This window comes from SAR202 cluster bacterium, assembly GCA_016872285.1.
GTDB lineage: Bacteria > Chloroflexota > Dehalococcoidia > Lucifugimonadales.
Genome location: VGZZ01000019.1, coordinates 29,833 through 46,651 on the forward strand (window position 1 = coordinate 29,833; position 16,819 = coordinate 46,651).

Below are 16,819 nucleotides of genomic sequence, written 5' to 3' on the forward strand. Positions count from 1 at the left end.
TTATCGGGCTATCTTATAACAGCTATCCTAATAACAATCGTATGTGGGGCTTTGTGCAGGTTTATTTATGGTGGGAGGTTTTTGCCGATGGGGAGGTGGGTTGGGGCAGGGACGGGTGGAGGGCTGGCGTCGGGGGAGGGTGGGCGCCCGGGAGGGGACGCCGGAGGGCGGGCATGAGGAGGGCGATGATGAGGAGGAGGGCCGCGCCCACGATGCCGTTGGCGGCGAGGGCGGCGGGGGCTTCGTAGACGGCGGCGAGGGCGCCAATCTGGAGGCTGCCGAAGTTGCCGGTGCCGACGGCGACTTGCTGAGCGCCAAAAACTCGTCCGTGGAAGTTCTGGGGGCTGGCGAGAAGGAGGATTCCGGCCTGCATGGTGGAGAAGCCGACCTGAGAGAAGCCTACGGCTACCAGGAGGAGGAAGGAGAGGGGATACCAGGGAGATACGGCAAAGGCGGCCAAGAGGACGCAGACGCCAAGGGAGCCGATGAGGAATATCCGGCCATGATATTTGATGAGGTGGCCCCATAGCCCAATGGCGACGGAGCCGATGATGAAGCCGATACCGTCGGCGGCGGCAAGGAGGCCCATGAGGCCGGGGCCGACGTGGAGGTGGTCCCGGGCGATGACGGGTATGAATAGTTGGTACTGAAAGATGGTGTTCATGGGAACGGTGATGGCGAGGACGCCGGCGATGGGTGGAGTGGAGAAGGCGTGCCGCATACCTTCGGTGATGCTGGCGAGGACGGGGCGGCGGGGAGGAGCGGGGGAGGCCGGGTCGACTTTGACCATGAAGAGACAGAAAAGGGAAACCAGGTGGAAGGCGGCGATGGCGGAGTAGGCGGAGACGGCGGTGTCGGTCACTTGGAGGAGGGCGCCCATGGAGATGGGGCCGACGATTTTACCCGTGCTGAAGGCTACATGGTCCAGGGAGACGGCTTGGATGAGGGTGCGGGACTGGACTACCTGGAAGGTTAGGGCACGTCGGCAGGTGTTGTCGAAGGAGCGGACGCCGCCTCGAATAACAGCGGCGATGAAGAGGTGCCACGGCTGGATAAAGTCGGCAGCGAGGATGGCGATGATGGAAGCGACGACGGCGATGTTTATGCATTCGATAACCATCATGATGCGACGGCGGTCGAAGCGGTCGCCGAGGGCGCCGGAGAAGAGGCTGAAGGCGAACATAGAGCCGGTGCGGCAGACGCCGACGAGGGCTACATACCAAGCCGAGTCGGTAAGCTGGAGGACGAGCCAGCTTAGGACCAGGATTTCCGACATTTCCACGGTGGCGGAAACGACGCCGGTGCCCCAGAGGAATCGGAAGTTGCGGTTCCGCAGAACGTCAAGGAGGGGCAGTCGAGAGGAGGGTTGCATGGGGCGTCTTAGTTGACGTCAGTAGGACACGGCGCGGCAGGGCCCTCGACTCTATCCGCCTTCTGCCGAAGGACTTCGCTCGGCCCCCGCCCCGAGGGTGTTGAGGGCACTGGGGGCTGCGGTTCGTCTGGGAGGCGCTGAAGGGGACGCCGGAGGGCAGGCATGAAGACAGCGATGAGGCCCAGGAGAAGGATGGCGACAGCGGCGTTGACGGCGAGAGTGGCAGGCACGCCTATGAGGGCCACCATAGCGCCAAGCTCAAGGCTGCCCAACTGGCCGGTGCCGACGGCCAACTGCTGGACGCCCATGACTCGACCGTGGAGCTTGGTGGGGGTGGACATAAGGATTATGCCGCTTTGCATTGTCGAGAAGCCTATCTGGGAGAAGCCTAAAGCTACTAGAAGGAAGAAGGAGAGAGCATACCAGGGAGAGAGGGCGAAGCCCAAGAGGGACAGTGACAGGCCTAAGGAGCCTAAGAGGTAGATTCGCCCGTGGCGTTTAATCTTGCCGACCAGAACGCTGGCGACAATGGAGCCTGAGACTTTGCCGATGCCGTCAGCGGCGGCGAGGAGGCCCATGAGGGTCTCGCCGACATGGAGGTAGTCTTGGGCGACGACGGGGATGAAGACGTTGTACTGGAAGAGGACGTTCATGACCATGCTGACGCAGAGGACGGCGGCGATGACGGGAGTGGTGTAGGCGTATCTAAACCCTTCCACAATGCTGCTGAGAACCGGCGTGGAGGGTTTCTTATCTTGGAGACCTTTGACCCGGAGATTGAAGACGCTGTAGAGGGAGATGGAGTAAAGACCTAGAAGCACGGCAAAGTTGCTGATGGCGCTGTCGGTGACTTCCAAGAGGAGACCGGCAATGATGGGGGCAACGATGCGTCCGGTGCTGAAGCCCATGTGCTCCATGGAAATGGCCTGCATGAGGCCTTTGGCGCCAACGATCTGGAACATGACGGCGCGCCGGCTGGTGTTGTCGAAAGCGCGGGTGATGCCGTGGACAGCACCGAGGGCGTAGAGGTGCCAGATTTGGATGTCGCCGGTGATAAGGAGGACAAGGATGCTTGCGACGGCGGTGACGTTGGCGCCGTGGGAGGCGGCCATGAGGATTCGCCGATCGATGCGGTCGCCGATGGCACCGGCGAAGACGGAGAAGGCGAACATGAAGGCGGTGCGGCTGAGGGCGACGAGGGCGATTTCCCAGGCGGAGCCCCCGAGCTGGAGGACGAGCCAGCCCACGACGATGGTCTCAGCAAGCTCGCCGGAGTTGGCGATGGTGCCGGCGGTCCAAAGGAGGCGGAAGTTGCGGTCGCGCATGACGGATGGGGTGGGGAGGTGGAGGTTCATGGGAGTGGCGGACAGGGGTTACCGGCCGGGTTGGGGTTGGGTATTGGGCTACTCACGAAGGAAGAGGATACACCTAAAGCGGGGCGGGATGGTAGGGAGAGGGGTTGGTGGGGAAGGAGGCATGGGGGTGGTCGGTACATATGTGGGGTGCTGAAAGACAGGCGTTGTTCTTAATTGGGATACCATCCCCTTTATCTCGCCACGGCGAGCTTGCAGCCCCTTACCCGACTGTATCGGGACTGAGTACAGCCCGCTGGAAGGGGAAGAGAAAAAGAGATCACCTCATCACCCCCATTCGACATACTCAGGAAGGCGTCTAACTCCCCCTTCGCCTTCCAGGCCGAAGGGGGAGAACCTAAATGGGAGGAGCCATGCGAAGCTCGGTAGCCGGTAAGGTGTATGTAACGTACGGAACGTTGAGATTTTTCGACTTCGCTCGAAATGACGTAGCACCCCGCCCTAGGCCCCTTTCCTGGGGGATAAATGCTAGCCGACGACGAGGTTGATGAGGCGGCCGGGGACGTAGATGGCTTTTTTGACTTGCTGGCCGTTGATGAAGGACTGGACTTTGTCGCTGGCCAGGGCGAGGGCTTTGGCCTGGTCTTCGGTGACGGAGGCGGGGGCTTCGATTTTGTCGCGGACGCGGCCGTTGACTTGAATGACGAGGGTGACCACGTCCTCAGCGGCGAGTTGGGGGTCCCATTTGGGGAACGGTTTGTTGTGGATAGAGTAGGGGTGGCCGGCGCGCTCCCACAGTTCTTCGGCGATATGGGGGGTCATGGGGGCCATCATGAGGAGCATATTTTTGATGGCCTCATGCCACATGGGGCCGCTGACACTTTTTTCCTCCCAGGCTTTGGAGAGGTGGTTGCCGAACTCCATAAGAGAGGCGATGGCGGTGTTGAACTTGAACTTGTCCAGGTCGTCGTGGACTTTTTGGATGGTCTGGTGTAAGAAACGGCGCGTAGGTGTGTCATCATTCTGGGTCGGTAGATCAGACAGGTTGCGTTGGGCCAGCTCCCAGACCCGGTTAAGCCAGCGGGCGGAGCCGTTGATGCCGGTATCGGTCCAGTCACCGCCCTGGTCCCAGGGGCCAATGAACATGAGGTAGGCGCGGACGACATCGGCGCCGAGGGAGGAGACGTAGTCGTCGGGGGCGATGACGTTGCCTCGCGATTTGCTCATTTTGGCGCCGCCGGAGATTATGGTGCCCTGGTTAAATAGACGGAGGAAGGGTTCGCCGAAGTCGACGAGGCCAATGTCTCGCAGGGCCTTGATAAAGAAGCGGGCGTAGAGGAGGTGCATGACGGCGTGTTCGGCGCCGCCGGTATACTGGTCCACGGGCATCCACTTCTTGACCTTGGCGGGGTCGAAGGCACCCTGGTCGTAGCCGGGGCTGGTGTATCGAAGGAAGTACCAGGAGGAGTCCACGAAGGTGTCCATGGTGTCGGTCTCGCGGCGGGCGTCGCCGCCGCAGGTGGGGCAGGTTGTATGGGAGAAGGAGGGATGGGTGGCGAGAGGGGACTCGCCGGTGGGCTTAAACTCGGCGTCAGGGGGGAGGAGGACGGGGAGGTCGGCCTCGGGGATGGGGACGATGCCATCTTTGGGGCAGTAGATGATGGGAATGGGGGTGCCCCAATATCGCTGGCGGGAGATGAGCCAGTCGCGGACTCGGTAGGTGATACGACGGCGGCCCCATTGCTTCATTTCGACCTGGGCAGTGATGTCGCCCTTGGCCTGGGCGGAGGGGAGGCCTGTGAAGAGGCCGGAGTTGGCTATGATCCCTTCGTCCTCGTAGGCGCGGCCCTGGGGGGCCTGCTGTCCGTAGGGCGGCTTGATAACGGTGACGATGGGGAGTTGGTATTTGGCGGCGAACTCATAGTCGCGCTGGTCGTGGGCGGGGACGCCCATGACGGCGCCGGTGCCGTAGGTAGTGAGGACATAGTCGGCGGTGAAGATGGGGATGCGCTGGTTGTTGAGGCGGTTGACGGCGTAGGAGCCGAGGGGGACGCCGGTCTTGACCTTGTCGGCGGCGAGGCGGTCGATTTCAGAGAGGCGGCGGGCTTCATCGACGTAGGTCTGGACGGCGGCTTTTTGCTGAGGGGTGGTGAGCTTTTCCACCAGGGGGTGTTCAGGGGCAAGGACGACGAAGGAGACGCCGAAGATAGTGTCGATGCGGGTAGTAAAGGTGCGGATTTCTCTTTCGGGGAGTCGGTAGTGGGAGATGTCGAAGGAGATTTCCACGCCCTCGCTGCGTCCGATCCAGTTGCGCTGCATGGTGAGGATTTTTTCGGGCCAGTCGAGGAGGCCGGAAAAGTCGAGGAGCTTGTCGGCGTACTTGGTGATGCGGAAGAACCACTGCTCCAGGTCGCGGCGGGTGACGAGGGTGTCGCATCGCTCACAGGCGCCGTTGACGACCTGCTCGTTGGCGAGGACGGTCTGGCAAGAGGGGCACCAGTTGACGGGGGCCTTGGCGCGGTAGGCGAGGCCGGCCTTGAATAGCTGGAGGAAGAACCACTGGTTCCACCTGTAGTATTTGGGGAGGCAGCAGACGACCTCGCGGTCCCAGTCGTAGATGGCGCCCATGGAGCGGAGCTGGCCGCGCATGCGCTGGATGTTGTCGATGGTCCAGGCGTAGGGGTGGATGCCGCGTTTGATGGCGGCGTTTTCAGCGGGGAGACCGAAGGCATCAAAGCCCATGGGGTGGAGGACGTTGTGGCCTTGCATGCGCTTAAACCGAGCGTGGGCGTCGGAGGGGGCCATGGCGTACCAGTGGCCGATGTGGAGGTCGCCGGATGGGTAAGGGTACATGGTGAGCTCATAGCGCTTGGGTCGAGGGTCGTTGTCGTTGACTTTGTTGATACCGTCGCGCTGCCATCGCTCCTGCCACTTCTTATCGATTTCGGTGGCGGGGTAGCGGATTTCGGTGTGGTGGCGAGTGGTCATGGGATGGGTATGTACCTAAGGGTAGTTTGAGGGGATTTTATCATAGGTGGAACTATTTTTACGCCTGCATATCTGCAAGCAACCGACCGCTATGTAACCTGGCGAAGAGTCTTGTTTAAGAACCAGCGACTGCATATACAGAATGCTTATCCAGCGCTTTCATCATACTTGCTTCAAGGATTAGCTATTACTGCTTGCTTACAACTGGCCGCCTGAGGGATGTGGGAGATTAGTCAGAAAGCAATACTAATATCAAGGTTTTGGGCGATGAGACGGCCCGAAGCCTGAAAATTCATAAGGAAAGAGCCAGTCTCTTCAATGGCCGAAGGGCCAGAGGGAGGGGACCAGGGGAGGAACAATGAGGGATGTGAGAAACGCTCCAAATACGGAAGCACGCGGCGAGAGGGTGACGACGACCAGGTACGACAGAGACGCTTACGCGGATTTTGCTCATGAGATTAGGGTTATACAAACGGACAGGCCAATCCGGTACTTTTTCTATGGCCTGTCGACGGGACTGCTGGGCGCCATCCTATACCTTGTTGGCGGGTACGTTGACACCTATGCAGGCGGTACCATTGGAGATGAGGGTGTCAGAGATGGGCTGCGCTGGGACAACGTTCTGGAACAGCTGGGCCAAATAATGATGTTCGCGGGTCCGGCCCTTTTCTGGATACTGGCTTTCTTAAGGTGGGGCAAGGAGCGCGCCGACGATGCCGTTCACGAACGCGATGACCGATAGCATGCGTTCCGCCCGCAGGCGGTGGCGGTGGGCGCGGAGAGCGGCCAAGCGACGACTGTCTGCAAGAGCCTAAGAGAAGTCACAACTGAGACGATAGGATAGGAGAAGGGGCCACCGAGATACGGTTGGCCCTTTCGCTATTGGCTAGCGGCGGCGTGGGTGGCGGCCCTGGCCGCCACCGGGCCGTTTGTGGAAGGGTCGGGTGGAGCGGCCCCGGGGGCCACGGCGCTGTGAGGGTTCCTCGGCGCGAACGCGGGGGATTTCCTGGCGGGGTTTGGCAGGGCCGAAGGCCCGGTTGAGGGCGGCGGCGGCCAGGTCCAGGGGGTCGTGACGTTGGGCGAGTTGCTCGACGAGGGGGCGGTAGGCGCTCCACTGGCCGTCTAGGAGGGCCTGCTCCATCTCGGTGACCATGCCGGCGCGCTCGCGTTCTTCGATTTCGGCGGCGGTAGGGAGCTCTTTGCGGCCGATGCGGGTGCCGACGGTCTGCTGGATGGTGCGAAAGAGGCCGCTTTCGCGGGGGCTGATGAGGGTTATAGCCTCGCCGGCGCGACCGGCGCGGGCGGTGCGGCCAATGCGGTGGACGTAGCGGTCGGCGTCCTGGGGGATATCGAAGTTGAAGACGTGGGAGACCTCCGGGATATCGAGGCCGCGGGCGGCGACATCGGTGGCGACGAGGACTTCGTGGTGACCGGCGCGGCAGGCCGCCATGACGGACTCCCGCTGGGCCTGGGTCATGTCGCCATGGAGGGCGGCGGCGCGGTAGCCTCGCGACTGAAGCTCGCGGCCCAGATCGGCGGCCATTTGCTTGGTGGCGCAGAAGACGAGGGCAAGCTGCGGAGAGGTGAGGTCGAGGAGCTGGGTGAGGGCTTCGATTTTGAAGGGGCGAGGCACCATGTAGTAGGACTGCTCGACGGTCTCGACGGTGACGGCGCGGGGCTTGGTGAGGATGACGCGCTGGGGTTCGTGGAGGAAGGAATTGGCGAGGCGGATGATCTCCTGAGGCATGGTGGCGGAGAAGAGGGCGGTCTGCCGGTCTTGGGGGGCCTGGTCGAGGATGCGTTCAACGTCCTCCTGGAAGCCCATGGCGAGCATTTCATCGGCCTCGTCGAGGATGAGAATTCGTATGTTGGACAAAGAGATAACACGCTGCTCCATGAGGTCGAGGAGGCGGCCCGGGGTGGCGACGACGACGTGGGCGCCGGCGCGGATGGCGCGGGTCTGGTGGTGGTACGACTGGCCGCCGTAGACGGGGACGACTCGCAGGCCTAGGAACTGGCCGATCTGACTGAGGTGGACGGAGACCTGGAGGGCAAGCTCGCGGGTGGGGCTGAGGACCAGGGCCTGGATTTTGGGCTGTGAGAGGTCCACTTTCTGGGCAATGGGGATGCCATAGGCGGCGGTCTTGCCGCTGCCGGTCTGGGCTTGGACGATGACGTCCTTGCCGTCGAGGAGGTGGGGGATGACTTGGCCCTGGACGGGGGTAGGCTCTTCGAAGCCCATAGCCTCCAGGGCTCGGAGGACGCGGGAGTGGAGGTTTAGTTCGAGGAATCCTTGGAGCATTGCGCAGTACCTCTACAGGTTAGTATCTCATTGCGGGTGATGGGTGGCTAGGCTTTGGAGGGAGGAGAATGAGTATCGTGCTCTCGTGATGTTTAACAACTGAATTTGGTAATCCTGCCGTACTTAATGGGCTGGTACCCTACCGCCCCGGGGCATCGGGGCGGCATAGACTTTGTAGGTGGCTTTGCAGCGCACTCGGGTACACCGGCAATAAGAAGGTTAATTTAGTTTATGAATGGTGGGAGAGTGTCGAAAAGTGGTTTGGCGTTGACACATCCTTCGGCAGGATAGATACTGGCCTAAAATCTACCAGGCAGGCAGCATTACATGCGGATAGGCGTGGTGTTTCCGCAAACGGAGATTGGCACGGACCCCGGGGTTGTTAGGGAGTACATTAAGGCCGCGGAGTCGCTGGGGTTCAGCCACATGGTGGCCTTTGACCACGTTCTGGGCGCGGACACAAGTTTTCATACAAACCTGCGAGGGCTGTATACGCTGGAGGACCAGTTTTATGAGCCTTTCGATCTGTTCAGCTATGCGGCGGCTATTACGAAGAAGATGGAGTTTGTGACGGGCATTTTGATTCTGCCGCAGCGGCAGACGGCGCTAGTGGCGAAGCAGGCGTCGACGCTGGATGTGCTGTGCGGGGGTCGGTTCAGGATCGGTGTGGGAACGGGCTGGAATTTTGTTGAGTACGAGGCGCTAGGAGAGGACTTTCACAATCGCGGGAGGCGCAGCGAGGAGCAGATTGCGCTGCTGAGGGCGTTGTGGACGCAGGACAAGGTAAATTTTGAAGGGAAGTGGAATCGTATTGTACACGCGGGGTTGCGGCCTATGCCGGTGCAGCGGCCTATTCCGATATGGCTGGGCGGCAGCGCGCCGGAGGTGCTGGACAGGGTGGGCCGCCTGGGAGACGGGTGGATAACGACGACTCGTGACACAACCCTGGGGGACGATTTCAAGTCTAAGATGGAGATTATCAGGACGAGTGCGGAAAAGGCGGGAAGAGACGCGAGCAAGATAGGTCTGGAGGCGTTCATCGATACCAGAGACAGGGCGCCGGAGGAGTGGGCGGCGGCGGCGGAGAAGTGGGAGAGCTACGGGGCGACGCACGTGAGCCTGAACAGTATGAAGTCGGGGCTCAAGCCGTCGGAGCATATTGAGGCGATTCAGAGGTTTAGCGAGGCGCTGCCGTCGAGGGCGAAGGCGAAGGATAAGGTTAGGCGAAGCACTAAGGCGAGGAGCAGAGGATAGAGAGGGACGACTCTCCTCCCTTCACCACCGACCCCCCCCATCTTAATCTTCCCTCCCGATGCTATCGGGATCTCGCGATTAGATAGCATCAAGGAGATCGACCTCAAGGGTGGAAGAGACCAGAAGGGACGCACTTAAACGAGCGGTCATAATAATATATGCAGGGAGAAGGAGATGGCGCAGAGTTGGAAGGAAGAGTTTATTGATTACGAGGGCGCTAAGCTGCAGGTGCTGAAGGGAGGCAGGGGCGCGCCATTGCTTGTCCTGCACGGGGTGGGAGGGAGTCAGGGGTGGCTGGGGTTCCATGAGGCGCTGTCTAAGCATTTCACGGTACACGCGCCGTCGCATCCGGGATACAACAAGTCGGAGAGGGTAGGGTGGGTGGACTCGATAACAGCGCTGGCGCACTATTATCACGGGCTGATACGGCACCTAGGATTCGGAGAGTATTACTTGATGGGGTCTTCGATGGGAGGGTGGCTGGCGGCGGAGATGGCGTCGATGCGGCAGGACGGGATAAAGAAGATGGCGCTGGGGGCGCCGGTGGGGATTCGGCCAAAGAAAGGGGAGATTGCGGAGCTGTTCCTGACGCCGAGGTCGGAGGTGGAGAAGCTGAGGTTTTATGACACGAAGCAGATACCAAACTACGAGCAGACCTATGGTCGGAAGCTGACGGCGGAGGAGCAGAACGTGGAGAGGCAGAACAGGGAGATGTCGCAGAGGCTGTGCTGGCAGCCGTACATGCACAACCCGAACCTGCCGCAGTATTTGAAGAAGGTGAGCACGCCGACGTTGATTGTCTGGGGGAAGCAGGACGCGATTGTGCCGGTGGAGTGCGCGGAGCTTTTTCATCAGGCGATGGTGAATTCCAAGGTGCAGATTATCGATAAGTGCGGGCATGTGCCGCAGGTGGAGAAGCCGAGGGAGTTTTTGGAGGCGGTGGAGGAGTTTTTGACGAGTAAGTAGAAAAATTGGAAGCCGACCCCCTATCTTAATCTTCCCCCTCAAGTGGGAAGAGACCAGAGGGGCAGGAGGGGAGCCATATGACGGTACAGGTGCACTGGTTTACGGAGATGGGCTACGCGCCCATGGATGAGGAGACGCTGTCGAAGCACCAGAAGGACTCGTATTTTACGCTGCCAAATAAGCTGTTCGATCCGAAGAAGGCGCATCGACTATATAACCAGTACCACGAGCAGTACGGGCTGGCGGACAAGGTGGGGTTCGACGGCATCATGACCAACGAGCACCACAACGCCTGGTGGTGTATGAAGCCAGCGGTGAACATCGATGCGGCGGTCATCGCCAAAGTGACCAGCCGGTGCAAGATAGCGATATTAGGGAACGTGATTCCGGTGAACGACCCGGTACGTATGGCGGAGGAGATCGCCATGCTGGACGTGATATCGGGGGGCCGGATTATATCAGGGTTTGTGAGGGGGACGCCCGTCGAGAGCCTACAGGCCAATGTTAACCCGGCGGACAACATGGAGCGGTTCCAGGAGGCCCACGACCTGATTGTGAAGACGTGGACCACGGACGGGCCGTTTCGGTGGGAGGGAAAGCACTACCACCACCGTGTGGTGAACCCGTGGATGAAGCCGATACAGAAGCCCCACCCGCCTATATGGTACCCAGGGACATCGAGCGTCGAGAGCGTGGTGTGGGCGGCGGAGCGCGGGTACACGTACATATGCCTGGGCAGCCTCAAGGACATCGCGATACAGATAAACGACCTGTACCACAAGACGGCCCACGAGGCAGGGCATAAGACGACCGCGGAGCATTACGGCTACCTGGTGCGGGCCTTTGTGGCGGATACGGATGAGAAGGCGTATGAGATAGGGAAAGGGTTTATGTGGAATGAGAAGTATCGCTTCGCGGGGCCGGAGGAGCATATGGACCCGCCAGGGTATCGGAGCCGGGATTCGGCGAAGATAGCGTCTCGGAGGGTGCAGCCCGGGTTTGGGAAGTGGAGTTACGAGCAGCTTGTGGAGATGGATAACATAATCGTCGGCAGTCCGAAGACGGTGATTAAGAAGATGAAGATGCTTCGGGACGACCTGAAGGCGGGACACCTGCTAATTTACGGGCAGGAGGGGCCGATGGCGCATAAGGATGTGATGAGGTCGATAGAGTTATGGGGGAGGGAAGTGATACCGGCGCTGAAGGAGGGGTAACGGGGTTATACGGGAGGCCCAACCATTGTCTCTCCCGCGGGAAGCGAGAGAATGTATAAGCGCAGCATGGCAGGCGGCAGTGATAAAGCATCGTGCCTCTAGGGTTTCACCCTCATCTCTCCACGGTGAGTCCTCAACCTTCGCCTTTCCCCATTAAGGGGGAAGGGATTTTCTTGGAGGCCAGTCAGTCCTTTCATACACCTCTGGCCTCAACTAGCACCAGGCGTTCAAGGGGAGAGGAGACCAGAAAAGATAGCTCATGGAGCTGGGATCAGTAATATGGAACGTAGCAGTGGCACCTTATGCAAGTTCCCGGATGTCACTTGCGACGGAGAGAGAGCCATGATCGGAGAAGAGTTAAATGTATTATAGGCGCGGGCCGGCGAGTAATCAGTGGGTGAGGGTGTTGGGGGTGGGGCTGGTGGTGTTGGTGGGGGCGTATTTCGGCTATCAGTTCGCGCGGTGGATTTTGGGGTTGTTGGATTTTGTGAGCCGGGGGCTGGTTGATGACGGGGCGATGGTGATGGGAGGAGTGGCGGGCGCGGCGCTGGTGCTGCTTTATTTTTATAAGAACCGGCATAGGTTTCATTGGGATTAGGCGACGTCTACTTCACTGAATGCCAGCGTTGTTCTCAATCGGAATACCTCCCCTGGCACCTCCCTGCTAATCTCGCGCTACGATATTAAGTAGTGGAATTTACTCATGGCAGGACAGTCTAAGGCGCCTGCGCGGCGGACCGTGATTGACTGTTAACCACCGGCTTAGCCCGGTGCAATCCAAAGCCTTCCCTGAGGCCGTAAATGGCCAGCTGGGTGCGGTTTTCCACGTTCAGCTTTTGCATAAGGCTGCGCACGTGGGCCCTGATGGTGTTGACTGACACGACCAGGGCGTCTGCTGTGTACTTGTTGGATTTCCCCTGGGCCATGAATTCCAGAACGTCCTTTTCTCGTTCAGATAGAGGAGCATAAAGGATGGAGTTGCCGCTGTTGCGCCGCTCGACTTTTTGGGCCAGCGCGGTAACCGGCTTGGCAGTCACGTCTTCGGTCAGGGCTACGCCGCCAGCGGCGGCCTGCTTCACCTGCTTGATCATGTTGGCGGCATCGGTGTTCTTGGGGATAAAACCGCGGGCGCCCGAACGCACGCCTTCAACAATGTCCTCTTCGGTCAATGAGGCAGAAACGATGACCACTTGCACCTCCGGCATCTCATTTTTGAGCAGCCCGGTAAGGGAGAGGCCATCTAGTCCAGGCATGTATATATCGGTCAGCACTACGTCCGGTTTCAAATCACGGGCTTTTCCGAGAGCGTCAAAGCCGTTGGATGCCTCGCCGACGATGTTAATACTGTCATCGACTGCGAGAAGACGAATGATGCCCTGTCGTACCAGGGTGTGGTTATCAACAACCAGGACGTTAATCATTACTGCTCCTTAAAGCTATCAACTTCAGCCGGAGGCGCTTCTGAGGGGCCGCTGGTTTCCGTGGGGAGTGGCTTAAACCATAATCTATGTTAAACAGAGACCAATCGCTTGCACCACCCGTACGGACAGTCTTTAGGTGGTTTTTGTTTGAGAGAGGGCGTTTCATGACGAATATTTGCCTGAAACCCCGGCTTTCCGTTCTTAACTAGACAAAACCGTAAGGACTAGTCCAGCGTTTTTCCAACATCAGCCAGTAGACGCGCCGTTTTGTCCCAGGCGGCATTTTTGTCGGGGCCGACGAGGATGGGGGTGGCGATGATTTCCGTCATGCCGTAGGCGAGGAGAGCTTTGAGCTTGTCGGCTACGTGGGAGTCCGACCCGTGGGCGACGACGGAGTCGATCATGGCGTCGCTCCAGGCGGCGGATTGGAGGGCTTCAGGGAAGCCGGCGTCGGCGAACATCCGGGCGTAGAAGGGGAGCCGGGGGAAGTAGCCGAGCTGCTCGCGGACGGCCTGGCGGACCTCGGCGGAGTTGGTGTGGACGGCGATAGGGCAGTGGGCGATGAGGGGAGGCGTGGGACGGTTGGCGGCCTTGGCGGCAGCCTGGAGGGCTGGAAGGGCGGTGTCGCGGAGATAGGTCCAGGGGGATACCCAGCTTATGGCGGCGTCGGCATGGGCGCCGCAGAGCTGGTAGGACTTCTGCCGCAGGGCGGAGGCCATGATGGGCACGGGAGCGGTAGTTGGGATGGAGGCGTGGGCGTGGTAGTAGCGGCCGTCAAAGTCCACTTTGCCTTTATGAAGCAAGGTTTTAATGATTTGTATGTGTTCTTTGAGGTGGGTCAGGGGTTCTTTGAAGTCAAATCCGAAGGCTGCGGTGATGCCGGGTTTGTGGCTGGGGCCGAGGCCGAGTCGAAATCGACCGCCGCTGATTTGATGGACGACGAGGGCCTGCATGGCGATGGCGATGGGGTGCTTGGGCCAGATGGGGGTGATGGAGGTCCCTAGCATTATGCGCTGGGTGCGGGCCGCGGCGGCGGCGAAGATGGTGAGGGCGTCGGGGCCGGCGGCGCTGGTGGTCATCCAGGCAGCGGGGATACCGAAGGTGTCGGCGCGCTGGATGCGGTCGAGGGCTTCGACGGCGGTGGAGGAGGAGACGGCAATGCCGATGCTTTTGGTGGTGGGCATGGTGGCCTCGCTGATGGAAAGTCCGTATGAACATAGCCCGAAAGTACAGTTAACGCAAGAAGCCGGGCATTAGCTTAGGTGACAACATTTGAAAGTTGCTTTAGCAGCAAGCAAGATTACGAAAAGGCTCATAATAGGGGTTATTATTGGAGCGATTGGGAATGACTTTTTCGAGTAGAAAGGGTGTTAGCACCTTGTACAAATTCGGACTTCTGTTGTAAAGTAGTTAGCTGGCTTGCGGGCAGCTTCCCTTAGAAGAGTCCGAAATATTAATAGAGGTTCGCCATGCACCTTGCAAGAGGGCTACTGGCGGCGGCTGGGATCTTATTCATAGCTCTGGCGTGCACGTCGGGAGGGGGCGGTGATTCCACACCTATGGAGCCATCACCAACGGCCACGTCTCTACCACCCACGGCCACGTCTCTACCACCCACGGCCACCCCGACGTCTATTCCCACTCCGGTTACCGGCACCACACCTATTTCAATATCGGCCCCCACAGTCGTTCCCACAGCTGCGGCTACGCCTACCGCCACGGCCACCACCCGACCCGGCGCCACGCCAACACCTACCCCAACGCTGATTCCTTCGCCTACGCCCATAGTCAGGACGGTCATTGCCCAATTGGCGGTCAAGGAAGGGACGGGCGAATACCGAGTCAGCGGCCTGAGCAACTGGCTGGCGGCGAGCGGAAACGTATCGCTGGCGGTGGGGGACTCGATACGGACGCCGTCGGCGTCCAGAGCGTCGGTGACGTTCAGTGATGGGAGCGTGATTGTGCTGGAGCCAAGCACGGAAGTCCAGGTGCAGAACTACAGGGTCACGTGGGAGGGAGAGGCGGTGCGGACTCGCACAGCCAGGATAGCGTTGGTGCGGGGGAAGATAACCGCCGACGTGAGGGAGGACCTGGTATATCCGCCGTCGGTCTTCGAGATCGCGACGGCGAGCGAAGTAATAACGATACGCGGGACGCTGAAGGAATAGGTAGTGGTCGAAAGGGCTACATGACCATTGCCAGCTTTGAGGTGAACAAGAAGTGAAGACGCAACATTTAGCTATGCCCAGGTCCGGCGGAGCGTTGAGGTGGGCCACGGTTGGCCTGATGGCCCTGCTGATGCTCCTCATTTCGCTAGGCTCGGCGGAGTCAGCGCCGTCGGCGCAGTGGGAGGGACGGGCGGTGTTCGCGCTGGGCTTCGAGCCGGCGGCGGAAGGAGCAGGGGAGGACGCGCAGGAGAACCTGGTGCTGGCGGTGGTGCAGAGCACGCAGCCGGTGGTGGTGGCGGCCTTCGCCAAGGCGGGACAGGGTACCCTGCGGCTAGGAGCGCCGCCTGACGATAGCGTTCCAACTAATCCGGGTGGTGAGGCAGGCGGGGCCCCACCGGATGACAACGTTCCCGGCCAGGCCGGGCTGGTGTTCTACGAGGCCAAGGCGGGGGACGCGCTGAACATACCGCAGCCCGCGGGTAACGTATTTAAAGCACCTATATTCGAGATACTGCAGAACACGGACGACCTGTCCAACGTTCCCGGGGCGGAGTTGCTGGCGGCGGGTAGGCTGTTCGCACTGGATGATGAGGCGCGAGGCGTTTTCCAGGCCGGTTCCGGGATAGACCCGGCGCAAGCGTTTAACCAGGCCATGGCCAAGGCTGTGGGCAACCTTGCGGGTGGGTTCAATTTCCAGGGACCGCCGCCACCTCCCCCAGGGGGAGGACCCGGAGGGCCGCCTCCACCCTTCTTCCTGCCGCCGGAGCTGGCGGATATATTCGGCAATCATGGGAACCTGGCCCAGGGAATAGCAAACTTCCTACCGATAATCGCGGGGCCGCCTGCTCCTCCAGGAGGAGGGGGCGGACCTGGTGGGCCAGGCGGGCCGCTGCTGCCACCGCCGGACTTTTTCAGGGTGTTCCAGGGAGGCCCGAATGGCCCTGGCGGGCCGGCTGGCCCCAACGGCCCGGCGTCGTTCTTTGACCCGGGCAAGTTCTTTGTGGGGCCGGCGGCGCTTCCGCCGGAGTTCCAGAATTTTGGCAACGCGTTTAAGCAGGGCGGCGGGAATGAAGTAGTGGGCAAGTTTTATGGAGAGTTCCCGCCGGTACCATTTGCGGGGGGAGGCCCGCCGGGCGGGCCGGGGTTTGATCCTACAGCCTTCTTTACGTCGTTCTTTGGTGGAATCGATACGGGAGGGTTTTCGGAGTTTAAGGAGGGGCTGATACCGTGCGGAGTGCCTGGGAAGCCGATTTGTCCGGACTTCCCCGGGCTGGCGGGGCCTTGCGGGCTGGCAGGTCAGCCGCCGTGCCCTGAGTTCCCGCTTCCCGGCGGCCCGCTGGGGCCGTGCGGAGGGCAAGACCAGCCTCCGTGCCCGACATTCCCTGGCGGGCCTGCGGCCTGCGGCGGAGCGAACCAGCCGCCGTGCCCTGGCGGCCCGGTTGGTCCCATCGCGTGCGGCGCGCCAGCACAGCCTCCATGTCCTGATTTCCCTGGCGGACCCATAGCCTGCGGCGCGCCTCAGCAACCGCCATGCCCACAGAACCCTGATGGTGTTCCGGGCGGAGCAGGGCCATGCGGCGCTGTCGGCCAGCCTCCATGTCCTAAGCCGGGCGCGGGCGCAGGGCCCTGCGGTGGAGCGAACCAGCCGCCGTGCCCGGGCCCTGGAGCGGGCGGCCTACCTGACGGGGCGTTGGGATGCGGCGGCCCCGCCGGTCCTCCGTGCCCCCAGCCGCCTGAAGGGCAGCCGGGTGGGCAGCCACCACCTCCGCCTCCACCGACAGGCGCACCACCTCCGCCTCCACCGACAGGCGCACCACCTCC

13 protein-coding genes are annotated in these 16,819 nt (G+C 60.8%); 7 read left to right on the forward strand and 6 right to left on the reverse strand.

Annotated features, from left to right (window positions below; genetic code table 11):
- Positions 1-61: 61 nt before the first annotated feature.
- From FJ320_06740 to FJ320_06750, 3 genes are all read right to left on the reverse strand, one after another.
- Positions 62-1,372, reverse strand: coding sequence for an MFS transporter (locus FJ320_06740; GenBank protein ID MBM3925673.1), 1,311 nt, complete (start codon positions 1,370-1,372; stop codon positions 62-64).
- A gap of 8 nt (positions 1,373-1,380) precedes the next feature.
- Positions 1,381-2,727 (reverse strand): MFS transporter, encoded by a 1,347-nt coding sequence (locus FJ320_06745; protein MBM3925674.1) that lies wholly within the window; start codon positions 2,725-2,727, stop codon positions 1,381-1,383.
- Between the two features lie 486 nt (positions 2,728-3,213).
- A complete protein-coding gene (locus FJ320_06750) occupies positions 3,214-5,673 on the reverse strand; it encodes a leucine--tRNA ligase (GenBank protein MBM3925675.1) in 2,460 nt (819 codons plus the stop codon).
- Positions 5,674-6,031: 358 nt separating this feature from the next.
- On the opposite strand from FJ320_06750, the gene FJ320_06755 reads away from it, so the two are divergent.
- On the forward strand, positions 6,032-6,415 hold the full coding sequence (locus tag FJ320_06755) for a hypothetical protein (protein MBM3925676.1): 384 nt from the start codon (positions 6,032-6,034) through the stop codon (positions 6,413-6,415).
- Positions 6,416-6,559: 144 nt separating this feature from the next.
- Here FJ320_06755 and FJ320_06760 read toward each other — a convergent pair whose 3' ends face one another.
- A complete protein-coding gene (locus tag FJ320_06760) occupies positions 6,560-7,975 on the reverse strand; it encodes a DEAD/DEAH box helicase (protein MBM3925677.1) in 1,416 nt (471 codons plus the stop codon).
- 327 nt (positions 7,976-8,302) lie between these two features.
- Between FJ320_06760 and FJ320_06765 the strand changes: the two genes are divergently transcribed.
- The 4 genes from FJ320_06765 (at position 8,303) to FJ320_06780 (ending at position 12,007) form a co-directional block, all read left to right on the forward strand.
- Positions 8,303-9,229, forward strand: a complete 927-nt coding sequence (locus FJ320_06765) for an LLM class F420-dependent oxidoreductase (GenBank protein ID MBM3925678.1) — start codon at positions 8,303-8,305, stop codon at positions 9,227-9,229.
- Positions 9,230-9,403: 174 nt separating this feature from the next.
- Positions 9,404-10,195 (forward strand): alpha/beta hydrolase, encoded by a 792-nt coding sequence (locus FJ320_06770; protein MBM3925679.1) that lies wholly within the window; start codon positions 9,404-9,406, stop codon positions 10,193-10,195.
- Positions 10,196-10,272: 77 nt separating this feature from the next.
- Positions 10,273-11,409 (forward strand): LLM class flavin-dependent oxidoreductase, encoded by a 1,137-nt coding sequence (locus FJ320_06775; GenBank protein MBM3925680.1) that lies wholly within the window; start codon positions 10,273-10,275, stop codon positions 11,407-11,409.
- Between the two features lie 361 nt (positions 11,410-11,770).
- Positions 11,771-12,007 (forward strand): hypothetical protein, encoded by a 237-nt coding sequence (locus FJ320_06780; protein MBM3925681.1) that lies wholly within the window; start codon positions 11,771-11,773, stop codon positions 12,005-12,007.
- A gap of 118 nt (positions 12,008-12,125) precedes the next feature.
- On the opposite strand, the gene FJ320_06785 is transcribed toward FJ320_06780, so the two are convergent.
- A complete protein-coding gene (locus FJ320_06785; protein ID MBM3925682.1) occupies positions 12,126-12,830 on the reverse strand; it encodes a response regulator transcription factor in 705 nt (234 codons plus the stop codon).
- Positions 12,831-13,054: 224 nt separating this feature from the next.
- Positions 13,055-14,014 carry an LLM class flavin-dependent oxidoreductase gene (locus FJ320_06790; GenBank protein MBM3925683.1) on the reverse strand — a complete coding sequence of 320 codons (960 nt, stop codon included), beginning with the start codon at positions 14,012-14,014 and terminating at the stop codon, positions 13,055-13,057.
- 285 nt (positions 14,015-14,299) lie between these two features.
- Between FJ320_06790 and FJ320_06795 the strand changes: the two genes are divergently transcribed.
- Both FJ320_06795 and FJ320_06800 read left to right on the forward strand, forming a co-directional pair.
- Positions 14,300-14,998, forward strand: a complete 699-nt coding sequence (locus FJ320_06795; protein ID MBM3925684.1) for a FecR domain-containing protein — start codon at positions 14,300-14,302, stop codon at positions 14,996-14,998.
- Positions 14,999-15,071: 73 nt separating this feature from the next.
- The coding region (locus FJ320_06800) for a hypothetical protein (GenBank protein ID MBM3925685.1) at positions 15,072-16,819 on the forward strand (1,748 nt) is incomplete at its 3' end.

Excerpts from the sequence above, each read along its gene's own strand:
- FJ320_06785 (MBM3925682.1), bottom strand. The coding sequence starts at position 12,830 with ATGATTAACGTCCTGGTTGTTGATAACCACACCCTGGTACGACAGGGC.
- FJ320_06775 (MBM3925680.1), top strand. The coding sequence starts at position 10,273 with ATGACGGTACAGGTGCACTGGTTTACGGAGATGGGCTACGCGCCCATG.
- FJ320_06760 (MBM3925677.1), bottom strand. The coding sequence starts at position 7,975 with ATGCTCCAAGGATTCCTCGAACTAAACCTCCACTCCCGCGTCCTCCGA.
- FJ320_06750 (MBM3925675.1), bottom strand. The coding sequence starts at position 5,673 with ATGACCACTCGCCACCACACCGAAATCCGCTACCCCGCCACCGAAATC.
- FJ320_06780 (MBM3925681.1), top strand. The coding sequence starts at position 11,771 with ATGTATTATAGGCGCGGGCCGGCGAGTAATCAGTGGGTGAGGGTGTTG.
- FJ320_06795 (MBM3925684.1), top strand. The coding sequence starts at position 14,300 with ATGCACCTTGCAAGAGGGCTACTGGCGGCGGCTGGGATCTTATTCATA.
- FJ320_06740 (MBM3925673.1), bottom strand. The coding sequence starts at position 1,372 with ATGCAACCCTCCTCTCGACTGCCCCTCCTTGACGTTCTGCGGAACCGC.
- FJ320_06790 (MBM3925683.1), bottom strand. The coding sequence starts at position 14,014 with ATGCCCACCACCAAAAGCATCGGCATTGCCGTCTCCTCCTCCACCGCC.
- FJ320_06745 (MBM3925674.1), bottom strand. The coding sequence starts at position 2,727 with ATGAACCTCCACCTCCCCACCCCATCCGTCATGCGCGACCGCAACTTC.
- FJ320_06765 (MBM3925678.1), top strand. The coding sequence starts at position 8,303 with ATGCGGATAGGCGTGGTGTTTCCGCAAACGGAGATTGGCACGGACCCC.
- FJ320_06755 (MBM3925676.1), top strand. The coding sequence starts at position 6,032 with ATGAGGGATGTGAGAAACGCTCCAAATACGGAAGCACGCGGCGAGAGG.
- FJ320_06770 (MBM3925679.1), top strand. The coding sequence starts at position 9,404 with ATGGCGCAGAGTTGGAAGGAAGAGTTTATTGATTACGAGGGCGCTAAG.